The 19,865-nt window shown below is 72.2% G+C and carries 15 protein-coding genes; 9 read left to right on the forward strand and 6 right to left on the reverse strand.

Annotated elements, in window-relative coordinates:
- Positions 1 to 218 precede the first annotated feature (218 nt).
- Positions 219 to 2,786, reverse strand: a complete 2,568-nt coding sequence (pepN, locus tag AB0B50_RS33290; protein ID WP_362339545.1) for an aminopeptidase N — start codon at positions 2,784 to 2,786, stop codon at positions 219 to 221.
- A gap of 233 nt (positions 2,787 to 3,019) precedes the next feature.
- Between pepN and AB0B50_RS33295 the strand changes: the two genes are divergently transcribed.
- Positions 3,020 to 4,297: a flavin-dependent oxidoreductase gene (locus AB0B50_RS33295; protein ID WP_362339546.1), complete on the forward strand. Its 1,278-nt coding sequence runs from the start codon at positions 3,020 to 3,022 to the stop codon at positions 4,295 to 4,297.
- Positions 4,298 to 4,309: 12 nt separating this feature from the next.
- On the opposite strand, the gene AB0B50_RS33300 is transcribed toward AB0B50_RS33295, so the two are convergent.
- The gene (locus AB0B50_RS33300) at positions 4,310 to 5,188 is read right to left on the reverse strand and encodes a LysR family transcriptional regulator (protein ID WP_362339547.1); all 879 of its coding nucleotides are present in this window, start codon (positions 5,186 to 5,188) and stop codon (positions 4,310 to 4,312) included.
- Positions 5,189 to 5,285: 97 nt separating this feature from the next.
- Here AB0B50_RS33300 and AB0B50_RS33305 point away from each other — a divergent pair, with 97 nt between their 5' ends.
- Complete coding sequence (locus AB0B50_RS33305) at positions 5,286 to 6,485, forward strand: MFS transporter (RefSeq protein WP_362339548.1); 1,200 nt, start codon at positions 5,286 to 5,288, stop codon at positions 6,483 to 6,485.
- Positions 6,486 to 6,536: 51 nt separating this feature from the next.
- Here the strand turns inward: AB0B50_RS33305 and AB0B50_RS33310 are convergent, their stop codons facing one another.
- Positions 6,537 to 7,553, reverse strand: coding sequence for an aspartate-semialdehyde dehydrogenase (locus AB0B50_RS33310; RefSeq protein WP_362339730.1), 1,017 nt, complete (start codon positions 7,551 to 7,553; stop codon positions 6,537 to 6,539).
- 178 nt (positions 7,554 to 7,731) lie between these two features.
- On the opposite strand from AB0B50_RS33310, the gene AB0B50_RS33315 reads away from it, so the two are divergent.
- Together AB0B50_RS33315 and AB0B50_RS33320 are read left to right on the forward strand one after the other, a co-directional pair.
- Entirely contained in the window at positions 7,732 to 8,265 is a 534-nt protein-coding gene (locus tag AB0B50_RS33315) for a sigma-70 family RNA polymerase sigma factor (protein ID WP_362339549.1), read from the forward strand.
- 1 nt (position 8,266) lies between these two features.
- Positions 8,267 to 8,992 (forward strand): hypothetical protein, encoded by a 726-nt coding sequence (locus AB0B50_RS33320; protein ID WP_362339550.1) that lies wholly within the window; start codon positions 8,267 to 8,269, stop codon positions 8,990 to 8,992.
- Between the two features lie 69 nt (positions 8,993 to 9,061).
- Here AB0B50_RS33320 and AB0B50_RS33325 read toward each other — a convergent pair whose 3' ends face one another.
- Together AB0B50_RS33325 and AB0B50_RS33330 are read right to left on the reverse strand one after the other, a co-directional pair.
- Entirely contained in the window at positions 9,062 to 12,367 is a 3,306-nt protein-coding gene (locus tag AB0B50_RS33325; RefSeq protein WP_362339551.1) for a S8 family serine peptidase, read from the reverse strand.
- A 219-nt stretch (positions 12,368 to 12,586) separates the two neighbouring features.
- The gene (locus tag AB0B50_RS33330; RefSeq protein WP_362339552.1) at positions 12,587 to 13,141 is read right to left on the reverse strand and encodes a CGNR zinc finger domain-containing protein; all 555 of its coding nucleotides are present in this window, start codon (positions 13,139 to 13,141) and stop codon (positions 12,587 to 12,589) included.
- 125 nt (positions 13,142 to 13,266) lie between these two features.
- On the opposite strand from AB0B50_RS33330, the gene AB0B50_RS33335 reads away from it, so the two are divergent.
- The 5 genes from AB0B50_RS33335 to AB0B50_RS33355 all read left to right on the forward strand — a co-directional run bounded on the left by AB0B50_RS33335 (position 13,267) and on the right by AB0B50_RS33355 (position 18,514).
- A complete protein-coding gene (locus AB0B50_RS33335) occupies positions 13,267 to 13,722 on the forward strand; it encodes a VOC family protein (RefSeq protein ID WP_362339553.1) in 456 nt (151 codons plus the stop codon).
- Between the two features lie 96 nt (positions 13,723 to 13,818).
- Positions 13,819 to 14,721 carry a pyridoxamine 5'-phosphate oxidase family protein gene (locus tag AB0B50_RS33340; protein WP_362339554.1) on the forward strand — a complete coding sequence of 301 codons (903 nt, stop codon included), beginning with the start codon at positions 13,819 to 13,821 and terminating at the stop codon, positions 14,719 to 14,721.
- A 9-nt stretch (positions 14,722 to 14,730) separates the two neighbouring features.
- Positions 14,731 to 15,195 carry an NUDIX hydrolase gene (locus AB0B50_RS33345; protein WP_362339555.1) on the forward strand — a complete coding sequence of 155 codons (465 nt, stop codon included), beginning with the start codon at positions 14,731 to 14,733 and terminating at the stop codon, positions 15,193 to 15,195.
- 257 nt (positions 15,196 to 15,452) lie between these two features.
- Complete coding sequence (locus AB0B50_RS33350) at positions 15,453 to 17,252, forward strand: TIGR03767 family metallophosphoesterase (protein ID WP_362339556.1); 1,800 nt, start codon at positions 15,453 to 15,455, stop codon at positions 17,250 to 17,252.
- Positions 17,253 to 17,362: 110 nt separating this feature from the next.
- A complete protein-coding gene (locus tag AB0B50_RS33355; RefSeq protein ID WP_362339557.1) occupies positions 17,363 to 18,514 on the forward strand; it encodes a serine hydrolase domain-containing protein in 1,152 nt (383 codons plus the stop codon).
- A 121-nt stretch (positions 18,515 to 18,635) separates the two neighbouring features.
- On the opposite strand, the gene AB0B50_RS33360 is transcribed toward AB0B50_RS33355, so the two are convergent.
- Entirely contained in the window at positions 18,636 to 19,679 is a 1,044-nt protein-coding gene (locus tag AB0B50_RS33360; protein ID WP_362339558.1) for a hypothetical protein, read from the reverse strand.
- Between the last annotated feature and the right edge of the window lie 186 nt (positions 19,680 to 19,865).

Raw genomic sequence — 19,865 nt, forward strand, 5'->3', positions numbered from 1 at the left:
ACCCGAAGAGGCCACGGCCCCGCTCCCAAAAGCCCACGGCCCCGCACCCGAAGAGGCCACGGCCCCGCTCCCAAAAGCCCACGGCCCCGCACCCGAAGAGGCCACGGCCCCGCTCCCAAAAGCCCACGGCCCCGCACCCGGTAAGGGCGCGGGGCCGTGGCCGTAAGGGAGTCAGCCCGGGCGGAGGCCAAGTACCGTTCCCCCGCCCGGCCCGAGGGCTACGCGTCGGCGGCGCGAGCCTTGAGCGCCCGCTCCACGCCCGACCGCGACTCCGTGATCAGACGCCGCAGCGCCGCGTTCGGCGAGGCCGAAGCGATCCACGCGTCCGTCGCGTCCAGCGTCGCCTGGGAGATCTGCAGCGAGGGGTACAGGCCGGTCGCGATCTGCTGCGCCATCTCGTGCGAGCGGGAGTCCCACGCCCCCTTGATCGCCGCGAAGAACTTCTCCGTGTAGGGCGCGAGCAGTTCACGCTGGTCGGTCTGGACGAAGCCACCGATCACCGCCTCCTGGATCGCGTTCGGGAGGGTGTCCGACTCGACGACCGAGGACCACGCCGCGGCCTTCGCCTCCTCCGTCGGCAGCGCCGCCCGCGCGGACGCCGCGTACCGCTCGCCCGCCGCCGTCTTGTCGCGCTCCAGCTCGGCCGCGATGCCCGCCTCGTCGAGCCGCCCCGTCGCCGCGAGCCGCACCACGAACGCCCAGCGCAGCTCCGTGTCGACCGCGAGGCCCTCCACCGACTCCGAGCCGTCCAACAGGGCTTCCAGGAGGGACAGTTCGGCGTCCGTGCGGGCCGTCGCCGCGAAGGCGCGGGCCCACGCCAGCTGGTGGTCGCTGCCCGGCTCCGCGGCCCGCAGGTGCTCCTGGGTCGCCTCCGTCCAGCGGGTCAGCGCCGCATCCCGGCGCGCCGGAGCCGCGTACAGGTCGAGGGCCAGCTTCACCTGGCGGTGCAGCGACTGCACGACGCCGATGTCCGACTCCTTGGCGATGCCGGACAGGACGAGGTTCAGGTAGTCGCGCGTCGGGAGCTCCGCGTCACGCGTCATGTCCCACGCCGACGCCCAGCACAGCGCCCGCGGCAGCGACGCCTCGAAGTCGCCGATGTGGTCCGTGACGAAGGCGAGCGACTCGCTGTCCAGGCGGACCTTCGCGTACGAGAGGTCGTCGTCGTTGAGCAGGATGACCGCCGGGCGGTGCTTGCCCACCAGGGCGTCCACCGCGGTCAGTTCGCCGTCCACGTCCAGCTCCACGCGGTCCGTGCGGACCAGCTTGCCGGACGCGTCGTCCAGGTCGTAGAGACCGATGGCGATGCGGTGCGGCCGCAGCGTCGGCTCGCCCTTGGCGCCCTCGGGCAGCGCGGGCGCCTCCTGCTTGACCGCGAAGGACGTGATGACGCCCTGCGTGTCGACGTCCACGACCGGGCGCAGGACGTTGATGCCCGCCGTCTCCAGCCACTTCTTCGACCAGGTCTTCAGGTCCCTGCCGCTGGTCTCCTCAAGGGCGCCGAGCAGGTCCGACAGGCGCGTGTTGCCGAACGCGTGCCGCTTGAAGTACGCCTGCACGCCCCGGAAGAACTCGTCCTCGCCGACGTAGGCGACGAGCTGCTTCAGGACGCTCGCGCCCTTCGCGTACGTGATGCCGTCGAAGTTGACCAGGACGTCGTCCAGGTCACGGATGTCCGCCATGATCGGGTGCGTGGAGGGAAGCTGGTCCTGGCGGTAGGCCCACGTCTTCATGGAGTTGGCGAACGTCGTCCACGAGTGCGGCCACTTCGAGCCCGGCGCGTACGCCTGGCAGGCCGCCTCGGCGTACGTGGCGAACGACTCGTTCAGCCACAGGTCGTTCCACCACTCCATGGTGACCAGGTCGCCGAACCACATGTGGGCCAGCTCGTGCAGGATCGTGGCGGCCCGCACCTCGTACGCGGCGTCGGTCACCTTCGAGCGGAACACGTACTGGTCGCGGATGGTCACCGCGCCCGCGTTCTCCATCGCGCCCGCGTTGAACTCCGGCACGAAGAGCTGGTCGTACTTCGGGAAGGGGTAGTTGTAGTCGAACTTCTCCTGGAACCAGTCGAAGCCCTGCCGGGTGACCTCGAAGATCGCGTCCGAGTCGAGGAACTCGGCGAGCGAGGGGCGGCAGTAGATGCCGAGCGGCACGGACTGGCCGTCGGGACCTTCGTACGTCGAGTGGACCGCGTGGTACGGGCCGACGATCAGGGCCGTGACGTACGTCGACATGCGCTGCGTCGGCTCGAAGTGCCAGACGTCATCCTTCGGTTCGGGCGTCGGCGAGTTGGAGATCACCGTCCAGCCGCTCGGCGCCTTCACGGTGAACTGGAACGTGGCCTTCAGATCCGGCTGTTCGAAGGAGGCGAAGACGCGGCGGGCATCCGGCACCTCGAACTGCGTGTACAGGTAGGCCTGCTGGTCGACGGGGTCGACGAAGCGGTGCAGGCCCTCACCGGTGTTGGTGTACTCGCAGTCGGCGACGACCTTCAGTTCGTTGCGGCCGGCCGCGAGGTGCCTGAGTGCGATGCGCGAGTCGCGGAACACCGCGCCGATCTCCAGGGCGTGGCCGTTCAGGACGACCTCGTGGACCGCGGGGGCCACCAGGTCGATGAAGGTCTCGGCATTCGCCTCGGCGGCGTCGAAACGCACCGTCGTCACGGAGCGGTAGGTGCCGCCCTCCTGCGCGCCGGAGAGGTCGAGATCGATCTCGTACGAGTCAACGGTGAGCAGCTTCGCACGCTGCTGCGCCTCTTCGCGGGTCAGATTGGTGCCGGGCACGCGGTCATCTCCTCGGGTGCGACTTGTGGTGTTTCCGGCCATCCTTCCATGCGGCCCCGGATGGCCGCCCGGCCCATTGTTCTCCCGCTGTCACGGGGCTACGCTCCGCGCGTTCGCACCGCTCCGGGCAGGCCGCCGACCACGGCCACAAGGACGGTCGGGGAGCACAGGGGGATACGGGAGATGCCGGGAATCGAGGGGTTGGGCCCGACCGGCCCGACCGCGCGGCGGTCATGATCGACGTACTGGTGGCGGGCGCGGGCATCGGCGGGCTGACCACGGCGCTCAGTCTGCACGCGGCGGGCATCGACTGCCGCGTGGTGGACGCCACCGACGAGCTGCGCCCCGTCGGCGTGGGGATCAACCTTCTGCCGCACGCGGTGCGGGAGTTGACGGAGCTGGGCCTCGGCGACGAGCTCGCGGCGACCGCCGTGGCCCCCGAGGAGATGGTCCATTTCGACCGGCACGGCAACCGCATCTGGGCCGAGCCGCGCGGCCTCGCCCTCGGCTACCACTGGCCGCAGTACTCCATCCACCGCGGCGCCCTGCAGCTGCTGCTGCTCGACGCGGTGCGCGACCGGCTCGGCGACCACGCGGTGCGCACCGGCACCGCCTTCGTGCGGCTGGCCGAGCGCGAGGGCTCCGCGCTGCGCGTGATCCTGCGGGACATGGGGCGCGCCAGGGAGTACGCGGTGCGGGTGCGGGCCCTGGTCGGGGCGGACGGGCTGCACTCGGCGGTGCGGGCCATGCTGCACCAGGGCGAGGGGCCGCCGCTGTGGAACGGCATCCGGATGTGGCGCGGCACCGTCGACTGGCAGCCGGTGCTCGGCGGGCGCACGGTCGCGGTGGCGGGCAGCAACGCCACCGCGAAGCTCGTCGTCTACCCCATCTCGCGGCGGGCCCAGGACCGCGGGCGCGCGCTGCTCAACTGGGTGGCGGAGGTGCGGTTCCCGCTGACGCACCACCACGGGATGGCGGGGCCCGCCGACTGGAACCGCTCGGGGCGGCTCTCCGACGTCCTGCCGCACTACGCGGGCTGGCGCATCGGCGACCTGGACGTCCCCGCCATGTTCGCGGCCACCCGGAACATCCTGGAGTACCCCATGGTCGACAGGGACCCGCTGCCCCGCTGGGGCCGCGGCCCGGTCACCCTGCTCGGCGACGCGGCGCACCCGATGTACCCGGTGGGCTCCAACGGCGGCTCCCAGGCGATCCTCGACGCCCGCGTCCTGGCCCGCTGCCTCGCCCACACCGCACCGGACCGGGAGGCGGGCCTGCGGGCGTACGAGGAGGTGCGCAGGGAGCCGGTCAACGCGATCGTGCTAGCCAACCGCCACATGCCGGCGGACCGCATCCTCCAGACGGTCGCCGAACGCGCCCCCGACGGCTTCGTCCACGTGGAGGACGTCCTGACCCCGGCCGAACTCGCCTCCCTGGACGAGGCCTACCGCAGGACGACGGGTGTGGACGTGGCGGAGCTGAACGGGCGCGGGTCCTGGGGGGTGGTGTAGGGGCGGGGCGCCTCACTCCGCCGCGGCGACCGCCCGCGCGAACGCCCGCACCCGTTCCGTCTCCGCGTCGCGGTGCCAGACCATGCCGAGCACCGAGTCGGGGACGCCGTCGACCGGGACGTACACGACGTCCTCGCGGCCGTGGTACGAGGCCGTCGGCTGGCACAGGAGCATCGCGCCCCGGTCCGCCGCGACGAGGGTCAGGCCCTCCTGGAGCGTGCGGACCTCCGGGGCCCGTGCGGGTGAGGGGGCGTGGGCCTTGCGCCAATAGGCGGGGGCCGGTGGGCCCGCCGAGATGAGCGGGGTGTGCTCCAGGTCGGCCGGGGTGAGCACCTCGCGTGCGGCCAAGGGGTGCCGCACGGAGACGGCGACGTTCTGCCGCTGGCGGGAGAAGACGGGGCCGAGGACGAGATCCGGCTCCTGGACCGGCAGCAGCACGATGCCCGCGTCCACGTCACCGCACCGCACCGCCCCGAACGGGTCGGCGAAGGGGATCTCCACGATTTCGGTGAGGCAGGCCGGGTGGCGCTCCTGGAAGGCCTCGATGGCCCGCATCAGTCGGGCGTCCGCGGTCCCCTGGAAACCGATCCGCAAGGTGCCGTCGACGCCCCGCGCGGCCGCCCTCGCCCGCTCGACGACCGACGCCAACTCCGCGTAGGAGGGGCGTAGTTCGGCCAGAAAGTGCTCCCCGAGTGTGGTCAGCCGGACCCTGCGGCTCGTACGCTCCACCAGGCGCGCGCCGATCCGACGTTCCAGGGCGGCGAGCAGCTGGCTGACGCGGCTCTGCGAGACGTACAGCCGCTCGCCGGCCCGCCCGAAGTGCAGCTCTTCGGCGAGCACCAGGAAGCACTCCAGCTCCCGGATCTCCAGTCCGTTCCCCGGTCCGTCCATGGCGCGCGTCTTTCTCCCGTGATCGATGAGTCCGGCTCATACAAGGATGAGATCTTCGGCGTTGTTCCCGGCCGGACACCCCCGGAGGGTGGATGCCATGTCTCAGAGCACACAACTCCCCACGCTCCAGGCCGCACCGGCGCGGCCGCGCGGCCGCCTCGCCGTCGTCGCGGTGGCCGCGGCCACCTTCTCCGTCGTCACCACCGAGATGCTTCCCGTCGGACTCCTCACCTCCATGGGCTCGGGCCTGCGCGTCTCCGACGGCACCGCGGGCCTCACCGTCACCCTGCCCGGCGTCGTCGCGGCCCTCGCCGCCCTGCTGCTGCCCGTGGCGGTGCGCCGGGCGGACCGGCGCACCGTCCTGTGCGTGCTCATGGCACTGCTCGCCGCCGCCAACGTCGCCTCCGCGCTCGCCCCCGCCTTCGGTGTCCTGCTCGGCGCCCGCGTCCTGGTCGGCGTCTGCATAGGCGGCGTATGGGCCATAGCGGCCGGGCTCGGCGTCCGCCTGGTCCGCGAGGAGTCCGCGGGCCGGGCCACCGCGGTGATCTTCAGCGGCATAGCGGTGGCGTCCGTGGTCGGCGTGCCCGCAGGCACGCTCCTGGGGGAACTGGCGGGCTGGCGCTGGGGGTTCGCGGCCCTCGCCGTGCTCGCCCTCGCCGTCGCGGGGCTGCTTGCCGCGGTCCTGCCGAAGCTGCCCGCGAGCGAGGGGATCAGGATCGGCGCGTTCGCGGGCCTGCTGCGTATCGGCAGGCTGCGGGCCGGGCTGTTCGCCGTCACGCTCCTGGTGACCGGCCACTTCGCCGCGTACACCTATGTCCGCCCCGTCCTGGAGCGCGTGCCCGGCATCGGCGCGGGCCTGATCAGCGGGCTTCTCCTCGCCTACGGAACGGCCGGCATCGTCGGCAACTTCGTGGGCGGCGCCGTCGCGGCCCGCGACCCGCGCAGGTCACTCCTTGCCATCTGCGCGGGGCTCGCGGCCGTGATGCTCCTGATGGTGCCCGCGGGCGGCTCGCTCGCCGCGTCCGTGGCGCTGCTCGTGGCCTGGGGTCTTTCCTACGGAGGCGTGTCGGTCTCCGCCCAGAACTGGGTGATGGCCGCGGCCCCGCACGCCCGCGAGACGGCGTCGGCGCTCTTCGCGGGCGTGTTCAACGTGGCCATCGCGCTCGGCGCCTTCCTCGGCGGCCGGGTGGCGGACAGCAGCGGGGCGGGCGGCGTGCTGTGGCTCGGCGGCGCCCTCGCCGCCCTCGCACTGGTGGCGGTGGCGTGCGCGAAGGGGGCGGCCACCCGCGAAGAGTGACCGCCCCCGGCGTCGTACGAGCAGGCGCACGAGAAGTCGTACCAGCAGGCGTCAGCCCTTGAGCTCGGCCGCCACCAGCTCCGCGATCTGCACGGCGTTCAGCGCCGCGCCCTTGCGGAGGTTGTCGTCGGAGATGAAGAACGCCAGGCCGTTGTCGACCGTCTCGTCCTTGCGGATGCGGCCCACGAACGAGTCGTCCTTGCCCGCGGCGACCAGCGGCGTGGGCACCTCGGTGACGACGACGCCCTCGGCCGAGGAGAGGATCTCGGTGGCGCGCTCGGGGCTCAGCGGCCGCGCGAAGCGGGCGTTGACCTGGAGGGAGTGACCGGTGAAGACCGGGACGCGCACGCACGTGCCGGAGACCTTCAACTCGGGGATCTCCAGGATCTTGCGGGACTCGTGGCGGAGCTTCTGCTCCTCGTCCGTCTCGTTCAGGCCGTCGTCCACGACCGAGCCCGCCATCGGCAGGACGTTGTACGCGATCGGGGCGACGTACTTGTTCGGGGCCGGGAACTCGGCGGACGAGCCACCGTGCGTGAGCTTCGGGGCGTCCTCGCCGACCTTCTTGACCTGCTCGAAGAGCTCGTCCACACCGGCGAGGCCGGAGCCGGAGACCGCCTGGTAGGTGGCGACGACCAGCGCTTCGAGGCCCGCCTCGGCGTGCAGCGGCTTGAGGACCGGCATCGCGGCCATCGTCGTGCAGTTCGGGTTGGCGATGATCCCCTTGGGGCGGTTCTTGATCGCGTGCGGGTTCACCTCGGACACGACGAGGGGGACCTCGGGGTCACGGCGCCAGGCCGAGGAGTTGTCGATCACGACGGCGCCCTGCGAGGCGACCTTCTCGGCGAGGGCCTTGGAGGTGGCGCCACCGGCCGAGAAGAGGACGATGTCCAGGCCCGAGTAGTCGGCCGTGGAGGCGTCCTCGACCGTCACGCCGTCCAGGACCGAACCGGCGCTGCGGGCCGAGGCGAACAGGCGCAGCTCGTCGAGCGGGAACTTGCGCTCGGCGAGGATCTTGCGCATGACCGTGCCGACCTGACCGGTGGCTCCGACGATTCCGACCTTCACAGGGACTTCCTCCGTATGTGCGTGCGGCCTGGTGACCTCGGCCTGCGGTTGCTCCATGATGCGTCTGTCCAGGGCCGCGTTGTCCAATCCATTGTCCGAGGTGCGGGACGCCACATTCGTCCGAACGTTTCGGGCGCCCCCGGCGTCGTAGGGGAAACGCGGGGAGGGGAGGGGCACGTTGCTGCGCAGAAAAGCGCGCCGCGCGCAGACGGGGGCCGGGGGAGCGGACCCGCTGGACGCGGCCCAGGAGGACCGGGTCAGGGCCGTGCTCGCGCTCGGCGGTGTGCCGCACGCCGATCTGCCGGACGGGGTGCAGCAGGTCAGGCTGAAGCTCCTGGAGCGGGCGGCCGACGGGCGCGAGGCCCCGCGTGACGTGTCCGCCTGGGCCGCCGTCGTCGCCTCCAACCTCGCCATGGACTGGCACCGGGCCCGGCGCAGGCAGGAGCGGCTCGGGGAGCGGCTCGCGGTGCTGTGGCGCGAGGCGACGGACGAGGACGGGGCGGAGGCGCGGGCGACCTCGCTCGCCGTCGCCCAGGGCCTCGGGGAGCTGCCGGACGCCCAGCGGCAGGTCGTGGTCCTGCGGTTCTACGCGGATCTGCCGGTGCGGGCGATCGCGGACGAGCTGGGCATACCGGAGGGCACGGTCAAGAGCAGACTGCACACGGCGGTACGGCTCCTGCGGGCGCGGCTGCACGAAGGGGAGGTGGTGTGACGTGCCCGGACAGGACAGGGACTTCGACGCGCTGATGTCGGCGATCACGGACGAGCCGCTCCCGGAGGAGGCGCTGCGCGACCCCGACTTCGCCGCGGCCCACGCCGCGGCCGTGGCGGACGTCACGCTGCTGAGGGAGCGGCTCGGCGCCGCGGGCGACGCGCTGGCGGCAGGACCCGCGCCGCGGGAGGAGGCCGTGCCGATCAGGGCCCCGCGCTCGGCGGCCAGGCACCGCTTCACCGTCGCGCTCGGCACGGCCGCCGCCACGCTGGCCGCGGTCGTGGTCGGCGGGCTCGCCTATCTGGCGGTGGACGCCGGGCAGGGCGCGATGGACGACGAGGACGCGTCGAAGGGGGCCGCGTCCGAGGCGCGGGGCGGCGACGGCTCCGCGGACGCGGACCTCACCCCCGAGGGCTTCGTCGCCTGCTCGCGCCTGATCGTGGAGGGCACGGTCACGGCGGTCGACGCGGTGCCGGGCGCAGGGCGGGACCGGATCACGCTCGACGTGAGCCGGTACATCAAGCCGCTGACCGGTGACGACACGGTCGTCTTCCCCATGGACCACGACGTGGACCCACGCCTGAGGACGGGCGACCGCGTCCTGATCACGATCCCCCGGGGCGAGGCGGAGCCGGACAACTGGGCCACGGGCAAGGACCGCACCCACCTCCGCACCATGATCGACAAGGCCCTGCCGGGCTCGAAGAAGATCCGGTGTGATCGGTGAAGAAGAAGCGGTGAAGAAGAAAGCGCCGGACGGGCTCGGCCGAGCCCGTCCGGCGCTTGAGGACATCCGTTACGGCGTGACCTTCTCGACCTTCACGCTGCCGCTGCCCGCGACCGTGCCGCCCGCGTTCAGCAGGGACACCTCGCCGAACAGCTCACGGCCCCCGGCGGCCGGGGTCTTCGCCTCGACCTTCGCGTCGATCTGCGCCGAGGCGCCGTTGGCCAGCTTCACGGCCTTCGACTCGTCGACGGTGACCTGGCCGAGCGCGCCCGAGAAGAAGACGTCACGGTAGTCGTACGCGGTCGAACCGGACGGCACCGAGTAGCCCGTCACCTCGATCGTGTACGTGCCCGCGGCCGGCTTCTTCAGGCTGACCGACTCCTCCGAGTCGCCCTCCGCGGAGGAACCCACGACCGCGCCGTCCTTCTTGACGGCAAGGTCCAGGTCGGCGGCGACGTCCGAGGTCGAGCCGATGGCCACGTCGAGCCGCTCGGCGCCCTCGGGCACGACGACCTCGGTGGTCTGCGTCTCGCCCTGCTTGATGCCGGGCCGCGCCGACTTGGACGAGCCGAGCGAGCCGCCCTTCAGCTTGCCGTCGACGGCCGCGAAGTTGTTCGTGGCCTTCCAGGAGACGGGCGCCGGGGTGCCGACCTTGGCCTCGGGGAGCGCCTGGGTGGCCGGGTCGAAGGCGACGCCGAGCGCGGCGACGTTCAGCTTGTACGGGTTGTCGAGCAGCGGCGACGTGCGGCGCGACTCGACCTCGATCTCCCAGACACCGGCCTGCGGCTCCGCGTACGAACGAAGGTCCGGGCGGCAGGTGTTGGCGGGGTTCTCGTAGTTCGGGTAGCAGACGATCGACGACGTCGAGTCGACCGGGACGCCGTAGGGGTGGATCGCGATGAAGCGGGTCTGGCTCTTGTCCTTCAGACCGCCGAGGGAGACCTCCAGGGACTTGGCGCCCTTGGGGACCGTCACGAAGTACGACTTCGGGGTGTTGCGCTGCGTCGAGTCGGACGCCGAGAAGGTGTACGACGGCTTGGCGAGCGGCGCGGAGACGACGACCGTCGACATGATCTGCTGGTCGACGCCCTCGGTGCGCTCGTCGTCGACGGTGAGGATCGCGCTGTGCAGCCCGGCGGACTTGGCCTTCGCCTGGACCTTGACGGTGACCGGCTTGTTCAGCGGCAGCGTCACGGTGCCGGCACTGTCCTTGCCGAGCAGCTTGAACGTGCCCTCGTGGTTGTTCTCCAGGTCCAGCTCGTGGCGGATGCCGCGGTCCGGGCCCGAGGTGCGCGTGATCGTCACGTCGTACGTCCGCTTCTGGCCGGCCTTCAGGCCGCCCTCACGGTCGTAGATGCCGGTGCCGGGCTTCTTCAGCTCCTGCTCCAGGGCGGTGTCGACCAGGGCCTTCACCGTGTACGTGTGCGCCTTCGCGTCGTCCTCGATGGCGTCCCAGGCGTCGACCACGTCGATCAGGCCGGTGCCCTGCGCGTACGCCTGCTCGCCGCGGATGCGCTCCGCGGTCGAGGTCAGCGCGGTGCGCAGCTTCGCCGGGGTGAGGTCGATCTTCTCCCGCTTCGCGGCGGAGAGCAGCAGCGCCGAGGCGCCCGCGGCCTGCGGGGACGCCATCGACGTACCCTGCAGCATCGAGTAGCCGGCGGGCAGCTTGTAGCCGGCCTCGGCGACCGGGGAGCCCGGCAGCCAGGTCTGCGTGGTGTTGATGGCCGAGCCGGGCGCCGAGATGATCGGCGCGAAGCCGCCGTCCTCACGCGGGCCGCGCGAGGAGAACGGCATCATCGCGTACGAACGCTCCACCTGGGAGCCGTAGTTGGCGGCCCAGGTCTCCTTGGAGATGGCGGCGCCGACCGAGATGACCTTGTCCGAGAGGGCGGGGTCGCCGATGGTGTTCGCGCCGGGGCCGCTGTTGCCCGCGGAGATCACCAGCTGGACGCCGTAGGTGTCGATGAGCCGCGTGTAGAGCTCGGCGCGCGCGTTGTTGCCGTCGTTCAGGGCCGGGAGGCCGCCGATCGACATGTTCACGATGTCGACGCCGCGCTGGGTGACGAGGTCGATCATGCCCTCGGTGAGCGCGACGTTGGTGCAGCCGCCGGTCCAGGTGCAGGCGCGCGACGAGACCAGCTTGGCGCCGGGGGCGGCGCCGTTCATCTTGCCGCCGAACAGGCCGTTGGCCGCGGTGATGCCCGCGACGTGCGTGCCGTGCTCGGACTCGATGACGCCGATGTTGACGAAGTCGGCCTTCTTGCCGACCCAGTCGCCGCCGTACGGGTCGGTCGGGACGTCCTTGCGGATCTCGACGACGAAGGGGACGCGCTCGACGACGTCGGTCGCCGGGTCGTCCTTGCCGAAGTAGGAGACCTGGTGGTCGTCCTTGTACGGCTTGAGCACCTCGTCGTCGGTGAAGTCGTTGTTGTCGTTCAGGTCGATACGGACCGTGCCCGCGGCCGGGTCGTAGAGCACGCCCCAGCTGTCGGTGGTGTCGCCGTCGCGGTTGATGTCGCCCTTGGCGTCACCGCCGGTGGTGGCCGACTCACGGAAGCGGTTGACCTGGAAGGAGCCCGCCGGGGCCTTCCACGTCTCGCTGTCCCAGGTGAAGACGGGGCCCTTGACCGGGTTGGTCATACGCCGCCAGGTGCCGTCCGCGTCCACGATCGGGTCGGTCGCGGTCACCCAGTCGGTGATCTTGCGCTCGCCGGTGGTGGTCTTCTGCAGCGCCGGGTGGCCGAGGTCGACGCCGGAGTCCAGGATGCCGATGGTGATGCCGCGGCCGTCCGCCTTCGGGTGCTTCTTCACGAAGTCGACGGCGCCCGTCTCGGCGGACGGGTTGTACGGGTTCTTCGCCGGGGTGTTCTTGTCCGGGCCCGGGTACGTGCCCTTCGCCCCGGGCTTCGCGCCCTTGGCCCGGTCGGCGGCGGGCGTCGGGTCGTCCAGCTCGATCTCGTGGCGCAGGTCGATGCCGTGCACGGACGACAGCTTCGACGCCGACTTGATCGCGGCGTCGGCCTTGCCCGTCGGCACGGTCGCGCGGACGTAGCCGAGCTTGTCGTCGGCGCGGCCCACCGAGCCGCCCCTGACGGCGTCGAGCCGGCCCGCGACCTGCTCGGTGGCGCCGGGTGCGGTGGCGACCATCATCGTGACGGTCTTCTCGCCGTCCGCCTTGGCGTCGGCGAGCAGATCGGCGTCGGCCGAACCGAGCTTGTCGCCCGCGGACTTGGGGGCGGCAGCGCTGTCGGCGGGGCCGCCGTCGTCCGCCGCGAAGGCCATCGGGGCGGCCCCGGTCGCGCAGAGCGCGGCGGTCAGGCCGACGGCTATCGCGAGGCGGGGCGCACGTCTGGCGCTGGAACTGGATCTGGGCATCGGCATCCCTGTGCGTGAAGTCGGGAGGAGGGTCGATACGGCCCCGAGTCCGGGAAGTTCCGGAATGCGGGGCCGGATGACCGCTCAGCCTTACGCAAGTGACTGCCGTTTGGGGAGAGTTGTCCGAGCTGTGATCGGGCATGGCGTAATTCCGCCATACGTCATGGTGGACAAGGCGGTGCATAGGGGGACTTGCGCCGGGAACTGTTCCCGGCCCCGTCACGTCTCGCGCGAGCGCGCGTAGTGCCGCGACGCCTTCGCGCGGTTCCCGCAGGCCGCCATGGAGCACCAGCGGCGCGTGCCGTTCCGTGAGGTGTCGAAGAAGTGCAGGACGCACGCCTCGTGGGCGCAGCCGCGGATCCGGTCGGGCGCGGCGGCCAGGAGGTTCAGGTAGTCGCGCGCCGCGAGCCAGGCCGCGCCCCAGGACGCGTCCTTGAACTCGGGCTTCTCGCCGGGGCCTTCGGCGGTCAGCGTCGCGCGGATGCGGCCGTGCCCGAGGACCTTGTCGACGCGGGCGATCCCGGCCGGGTCGCCGGGGCTGTCCACGACGGAGGCGAGCGCGTCGCGGGCGCGCAGGACGTGCTCCAGGGTCGGCCCGTCCGCGGCGAAGCGCCCGTCGAGCCCGTTGGTCGCGAGCCAGACCGCGAGCCCTTCGGTGCCGGTCAGCAGGTCCTGGCGTACGCCGTCGTGCATCCAGCGGGTGTTGAGCAGATCGAGGGAGAGCGGCTCGCCGGTGAGGGGGCGGGGGTCGTGCGGGGTCTCGGCGGCGGACATGGGGCTCCCTTCGGTGCTAACCGGTCAAGGGTACGTGACTGGTTGACGACCGAGACGGCTAACCCTTAATCTCGCTTTCAACGGTTAGTCGGCGCGAAGCCGGCCATCAGACCCAGGGGAGAGCCATGACCACGTCCACCGCTCCGCGCACCGGCCACATAGGCCTGAACGTCACCGACCTGGAGCGCTCGCTCGCCTTCTACCGCGACGTGCTCGGATACGGCGTCATCGGCGAGGGCAAGGAGGAGAGCCGCCGCTTCGCCTTCCTCGGGGAGGGGTCCCGCCCGGTGCTCACCCTCTGGGAGCAGGCCGACGCCGCGTACTCCGCGGGGAACGCGGGCCTGCACCACCTCGCGATCGAGGTCGACACGATCGAGCGGGTCCAGGAGTACGAGCGCGCGCTGCGGGCGTACGGAGTGGAGTTCGCGTACGAGGGCGTCGTCCCGCACGGCGAGGGCGCCGCGTCCGGCGGCATCTTCTTCCACGACCCGGACGGCACGCGCCTGGAGATCTACAGCCCGTCCGGCGCGGAGGGGGCGACGGCCCCGGTCGAGTCGGCCCCGACATGCGGCTTCTTCTAGCCGCCCTTCGCGGTGGGCGCCCCGCAAGGGGCGCGGGGAACTGCGCGACAAGCCACAACGCACCCGCAGCCGACACACACCCCACTGGAGTCCACGATGGCCCCGGACGCAGTCCAGACCCCCTACCACCAAGGCTCCCGCTCCGTGCAGGACAAGCTCGGTGTAAGAGACCTCGCTGACCACGTAGGCCGCTCCATGGCTCAGGGCCTGCGTCCCGTGGCCGCGGCCTTCCTGGAGATCCAGCCCATGCTGGTGCTGGGCGCCGCCGACGCGACGGGAGCCGTCCACGCCTCACTGCTGACCGGCGACCCCGGCTTCGTACGGGCCACGGGGCCCCGGCAGATCTCGGTCGCGGGCGCCTCGCCCGCGACCGACCCCCTCGCCGCCGCCCTCGCCCGCGAGGGCACCCCCGTCGGCACCCTCGCGCTCGACCCGCGCACCCGGCGCCGCATGCGTCTGAACGGCAGGTCACGGCCCACGCCGCGGGGCCTGGCGATCGAGGCCGACCAGGTCTTCTCCAACTGCCCGAAGTACCTGCAGAAGCGGGAGCTGTACGAGGGGCGGCGGCCGGAGGTCCCCGGTGGGCCCCGGCGCGGCGCACGGCTCACCGAGGGCCAGCGGGCGTTCGTCGCCGCCGCCGACACGTTCTTCGTCGCCACGGTCCACGCGCACGGGGCGGACGCCAGCCACCGCGGCGGCAACCCCGGCTTTGTGCGCGTCCTGTCCCCGTACGCACTGGAATGGGACGACTTCCCCGGCAACTCCATGTTCCTGACCCTCGGCAACCTCGCCGCCGACCCGCGCGCGGGCCTCCTCTTCCTCGACTGGACGACGGGCACGACCCTCCAGCTCACGGGCACGGCCCGCACGACGTACGCGAAGGACGGCACCCGCACGCTCCGCTTCAGCGTGGCGGAGGCGATCGAGACCCCGTCCGCGAGCCCGTGGCGTTGGTCCGACCCGGAGTTCTCCCCTGCCAATCCGCGCCCCGGGGGCTAGCGTCACCCTGTGCACAAAGAGCTGAGGGTGGCGGCCTACGCCGTATGCGTACGCGACGGGCAGGTGTTGCTGGCCCGCTGGGTGGCCGGTGACGGCAGCAAGCGCTGGACGCTGCCCGGCGGCGGGATGGACCACGGCGAGGATCCGTACGACACCGTGATCCGCGAGGCCGACGAGGAGACCGGCTACGTCGTCGAGCCGATCGCGCTGCTCGGCGTCGACAGCCTGCGCCGCCGCTACCCGCGCAGGCTCGGCGCCGTCGCCGACTTCCACGGCCTGCGGATCGTGTACGAGGGGCGGATCACCGGCGGCGAGCTGCGCCACGAGACCGAGGGCTCCACGGACCTCGCGGCCTGGCACCCCCTGGAGTCCGTGCCCGACCTCGACCGCGTGGGTCTCGTCGACATCGGCCTGGAGCTGTGGCGCAACCGCCCGGCCGACGGACACAGCCGCGCCCCGGGCCCCGCCCGCTGACCCCGCACTCCGCCTTCCCTTCCCCGAAAGGTGAACGTGGAGTGACCGCTTCCTCTCCGCCCGGAGAGGGGTGCGTGACCGCGCAGGGTGCCTGATGATCCACGTACGGTGATCGGCGCTGCCCGTTGCGGTCTCGTTCACGCGCAGGTCATCCCCGCTGCCAACGATCCAGTACGAGCGGGGAGTTCGCAGGCCGCAGCCAGGCCCGAGCCCCCCGTGACCACTGCCGACGCGTTCGCACCCGGGGAGACCGCGCCATGTCGCGCATACGCATCGTCGCCACCGCAACCGCCACGGCCGCCGCCCGGACGGCGACCACGGCCACCGCTTCCCTCGACCGCCGCGCGTTCCTGGCCGCCACCGGGGCGGTCACCCTCTCCGCCGGGATCGGCTACGCGCTCGGCCCCGGCGCGGGCTCCGGCAACGCCGCGTCCGCGGGGCACGCCGTCGTCCCGCGCTCCCGGCCCGCGCCCGCCGCGCCGCTCGCGCCCTACAAGAGCGGCACCACCCTGCTCACCGTCGCCGCCGCGCGCGGCACCTCCGGATACCGGCGGCTCGGCGACGGGCCCGCCTGGCGACGCGTCGTGCGCGGCGACCTCGCGGCGGCCAAGGCGGGCCGCGAGGGGCGGCGCACCCCGCTCGCCGCGTTCGTGCAGTTCACGGACCTGCACCTGGTCGACGTACAACACCCCCTGCGCTACGAGTACTTGCGCGCGCAGACCGCGAGCGCCTGGCGGCCGCACGAGTCCCTCTCGGTGGTCGGCGCCGTCTCCCTGGTCGAGCGGGTCAACGCCTTGCGCGGCGCGCCCGCCACCGGCGCGCCCCTGCACTGCGTCGTGACGACCGGCGACAACACCGACAACAACTCCCGCGCCGAACTGGACTGGTTCCTGAAGGTGATGAACGGCGGCCGCATCACCCCCAACACCGGCGACCCGCGCCGCTACGAAGGCGTGCAGTCCAGCGGCCTGAAGCTGTTCTGGCACCCGGACGACGCCCTGCGCGACGCCGACAAGCAGCTCGGCTTCCCGCGTCTGCACGGCTTCCTCGACGCCGCGATACGCGAGGTCAACAGCCCCGGCCTCGGCCTGCCCTGGTACTCCACGGTCGGCAACCACGACGCGCTGCCCGGCGGCTGCTGGGCGCCCAAGGACTCGTACTTCACCGAATTCGCCGTCGGGGGAAGAAAGTTGATGTCCCTGGACGAGACGCGCGGCGCCGCCCTGTGGAAGGCCGTGAAGAAGGGTCGCGACCCCAAGGGCGCACACTTCAAGGAACTCCTCAAGAGCGAGGTGCGGCGCATGCGGTCCATCACGCCGGACGCGTCACGGGCGCCCTTCACCCCCGCCGAGTACGTCCAGGCGCACCTGGACCCGGCGCACGCGGGCCCCGGCCCCGTCGGTCACGGCTACACCCAGGAGAACCTCGCCTCCGCCACGCAGTACTACTCCTTCCGCATCAGCGACGACGTGCTCGGCATCAGCCTGGACACCACCGACCCGGGCGGCCACTACGAAGGCTCCCTCGGTACGTCGCAACTGCGCCGGCTGGAGCGTGAGTTGCGGGCGAACGAGCGGCACTCCGGCGGCCCTTCGTACGTCGTCGTCCTCAGCCATCACACCAGCAGGACCATGCGGAACCTGCGGCACGACCCGGCCCGGCCCGTCGAGGCCCGGCACGGCGGCGACGAGATCGTCTCACTGCTGGGCCGCCACCGCTCGGTCGTCGCCTGGGTCAACGGCCACAGCCACAAGAACGCCATCACCCCGCACCGCACCCCGCACGGCTCCTTCTGGGAGGTGTCCACCGCCTCGCACATCGACTTCCCGCAGCTGGCACGGGTGGTGGAGCTCACCGACAACCACGACGGCACGATCTCGCTCTTCACCACGCTCATCGAGTCCGCCGCCCCGCACCGCACCGATTTCGCGGACCTCTCCCAGACCGGCCTCGCCGCGCTCTACCGCGAGCTGTCCTTCAACGCCCCTGGCGCGAAGCCCGCGTTGGGCGGCGAGGCGGGGGACCGGAACACGGAACTGATCCTGCGGAAAGGCTGAAGAGGGCTCAACCGTGCGATGCCGCTCAACCCCGGCGCCGAGTCCGCGGGTCCCTCCGGCCGACAACGGCCGACAACGGCCGACAGGGCTGTGAACGGAAGGGGCGGGACATGGCGGTACGCACACGATGGAGGCGGGCGGCGACGGCGGTCGCGACGACGGTGGCCGCCGGGGCCTTCGCGGCCCCCGCGCTCGCGGCGACGCCCGGAGACGGGGACCGGCACCGCGCGACACTGCGCGCGATGGAGGCCGCCGTGAACGAGGACGCCCCCGGCGTGACCGCGCAGGCGACGGACCGGCACGGCCCCTGGAACGCCGCCGCGGGCATCGGCGACCTGGACCGGGGCACCCCGCGCGGAGAGCACGACCGGTACCGCGTCGGCAGCATCACCAAGACCTTCGTCGCGACCGTCCTCCTCCAGCTGGAGGCCGAGGGCAGACTGGACCTGGACGACACGGTCGGGAAGTGGCTGCCGGGCGTCGTCGAGGGGAACGGCCACGACGGCGACCGGATCACCTTGCGCCAACTCCTCAACCACACCAGCGGAATCTTCGATGTGACGTCGGACGGGGACTTCCGGCAGATGGTGTTCACGGAGGACTTCCTCAAACACCGCTACGACACCTGGACCTCCGAACAGCTGGTCGCCGTCGCCATGCGCCACAAGCCGGACTTCGCGCCCGGCACCGCATGGAAGTACTCCAACACCAACTACGTACTCGCCGGAATGATCATCGAGAAGGCCACGGGCACGCCGTACGCGCGGCAGATCAGGCAGCGCGTCATCAAACCGCTCGGCCTGCGCGCCACGTCCGTCCCGGGCACCGACCCGGCCATGCCGAAGCCGAGTTCGCGGGCGTACACCAAGCTTTCGGACGCTCCTGACGCCAAGAACCACGACGTGACGGAGCTCAACCCGTCCGTGGCGGGCGCGGCGGGCGAGATGATCTCGAATTCGGCGGACCTGAACCGCTTCTACACGGCGCTGCTGCGCGGCAGGCTCCTGCCGAAGAAGCAGCTCGCCGAGATGATGACCACCGTCCCGAAGGGCGACGACCAGCCCGGCCGGCGGTACGGCCTCGGCCTCGAACCCTTCGCCACCTCCTGCTCCACGGTGGCCTGGGGCCACGGCGGCGGCATCCACGGCTCGTCATCGGGCGCGGCCTCGACGGCGGACGGCACCCATGCCCTGGCCGTGAACTTCAACGGCCCATCCGAGTCGGTACCCGCGGTCTTCGACGCGGAGTTCTGCGCCCCGTAAGGGGCGCGGGGAGCTGCGCGCTCAGCCATATGCGGCCCGCACACATATGTGTAGGGGCGGAACCCCCTGTCGGGTTCCGCCCCTACACTCCCCTCCTGCCGAGCAGAGCGCTACGCCCCCGTCATCTCGGCAGAACCACCACATACGCAGCGGGCTCCCGGTCGCCGGAGGCCATCAGCGCGGTCCGCACGACCGCCGCCTGCTGCTCCAACGCATCCCGAAGCTTCTTCGGGGTGATGTGGACGACGGTGATCCCGAGCCGCTCCAAGGTCTCGCGCTTACGGGCGTACTCGGACCACATCGCGTCCTCGTCCTGACGAGGCGCCCGCGTGTCCAGCTCCACGGCGACGGCCTGGTCGGGCCAGTAGGCGTCGACGCCGCCGAGGTGCGGCCCGCCCGGCAGCCGCAGGTCGACGTTCCACAGCGGATCGGGCAGCCCGTGCTCGGCGACCATGCGGTACAGCCGGTCCTCGGCGATGGCGCGCCCCTCGGCGAGCAGCGAGTCGACGGCGTCCACGACGTGCGGGCGGTTGAGCAGCCGGGCGTGGTTCAACTCCCGGACGATGGCGGCCGGTTCGCAGTGGCCGCCGCGCACCGCCTCGGTGAGCAGCCGCCGCACGGCGCCCGCCTCGGCGAGCTGCGCGACCGCGTCGGCGAGGGCGCGGGGCACGGGGGCCACCGGAACTCCCGTGATCTGCTGGGGAGTCGGCATCGTGTGGCTGCGCACGAGCCGCGCGAACCCGACGGACCGCAGGCGGCGGGTGCGGGGCACCAGGACGTCGATGCGGTCCAGGGAGAGCAGCGGGGGAGCGGAGGAGAAGCGGTGCAGGGCGAGCGCCGCGAGGCCCGTGATCATCGCGTCCGCGTACGGGGCGTGCGGCTCGCCCGCGCCGGGCTGGCCGGGGATGCCGTGTGCCCTCTTGGCGGGCGGGCGGCCGGCGTAGAGCAGCGCGCCGTGCAGCCGCTCCTCGCTGGTCGGCGGGCCGGGGTGCAGCAGGCACACGCCCGGCAGGAGCTGCTGCCAGGGGCCGCCGGAGCGGCAGTGGGCGCCGGCGTCGGCGGAGGAGATGCCGTGCTCGCGGAGCTGGGCGGTGCTCATGACGCGGAGCTGGGCGTCGGCGAGGTGGGTCAGGGGGAGCGGGGAGAGCGGGGTGTTGTGGTTCATGACCCGGTCGTTCCCTCGGCCGATCACCCCGCTAACCGCTGTTACACGCTCGTCGACAAATCCGGACAAGCTCGCCCTAAAGCACGGACGTTCGACGGTCGATGAAGAGAGTTCCTGCTCGCTCGCCTTTCCGTGCGGACGGAAAGGCGAAAGCGGGCGCCCCGCGGTGCCGCCAGGCACCACGGG

The sequence above is a fragment of the Streptomyces sp. NPDC041068 genome (genome assembly GCF_040647455.1).
In the GTDB taxonomy this organism is placed as follows: Bacteria; Actinomycetota; Actinomycetes; order Streptomycetales; family Streptomycetaceae; genus Streptomyces.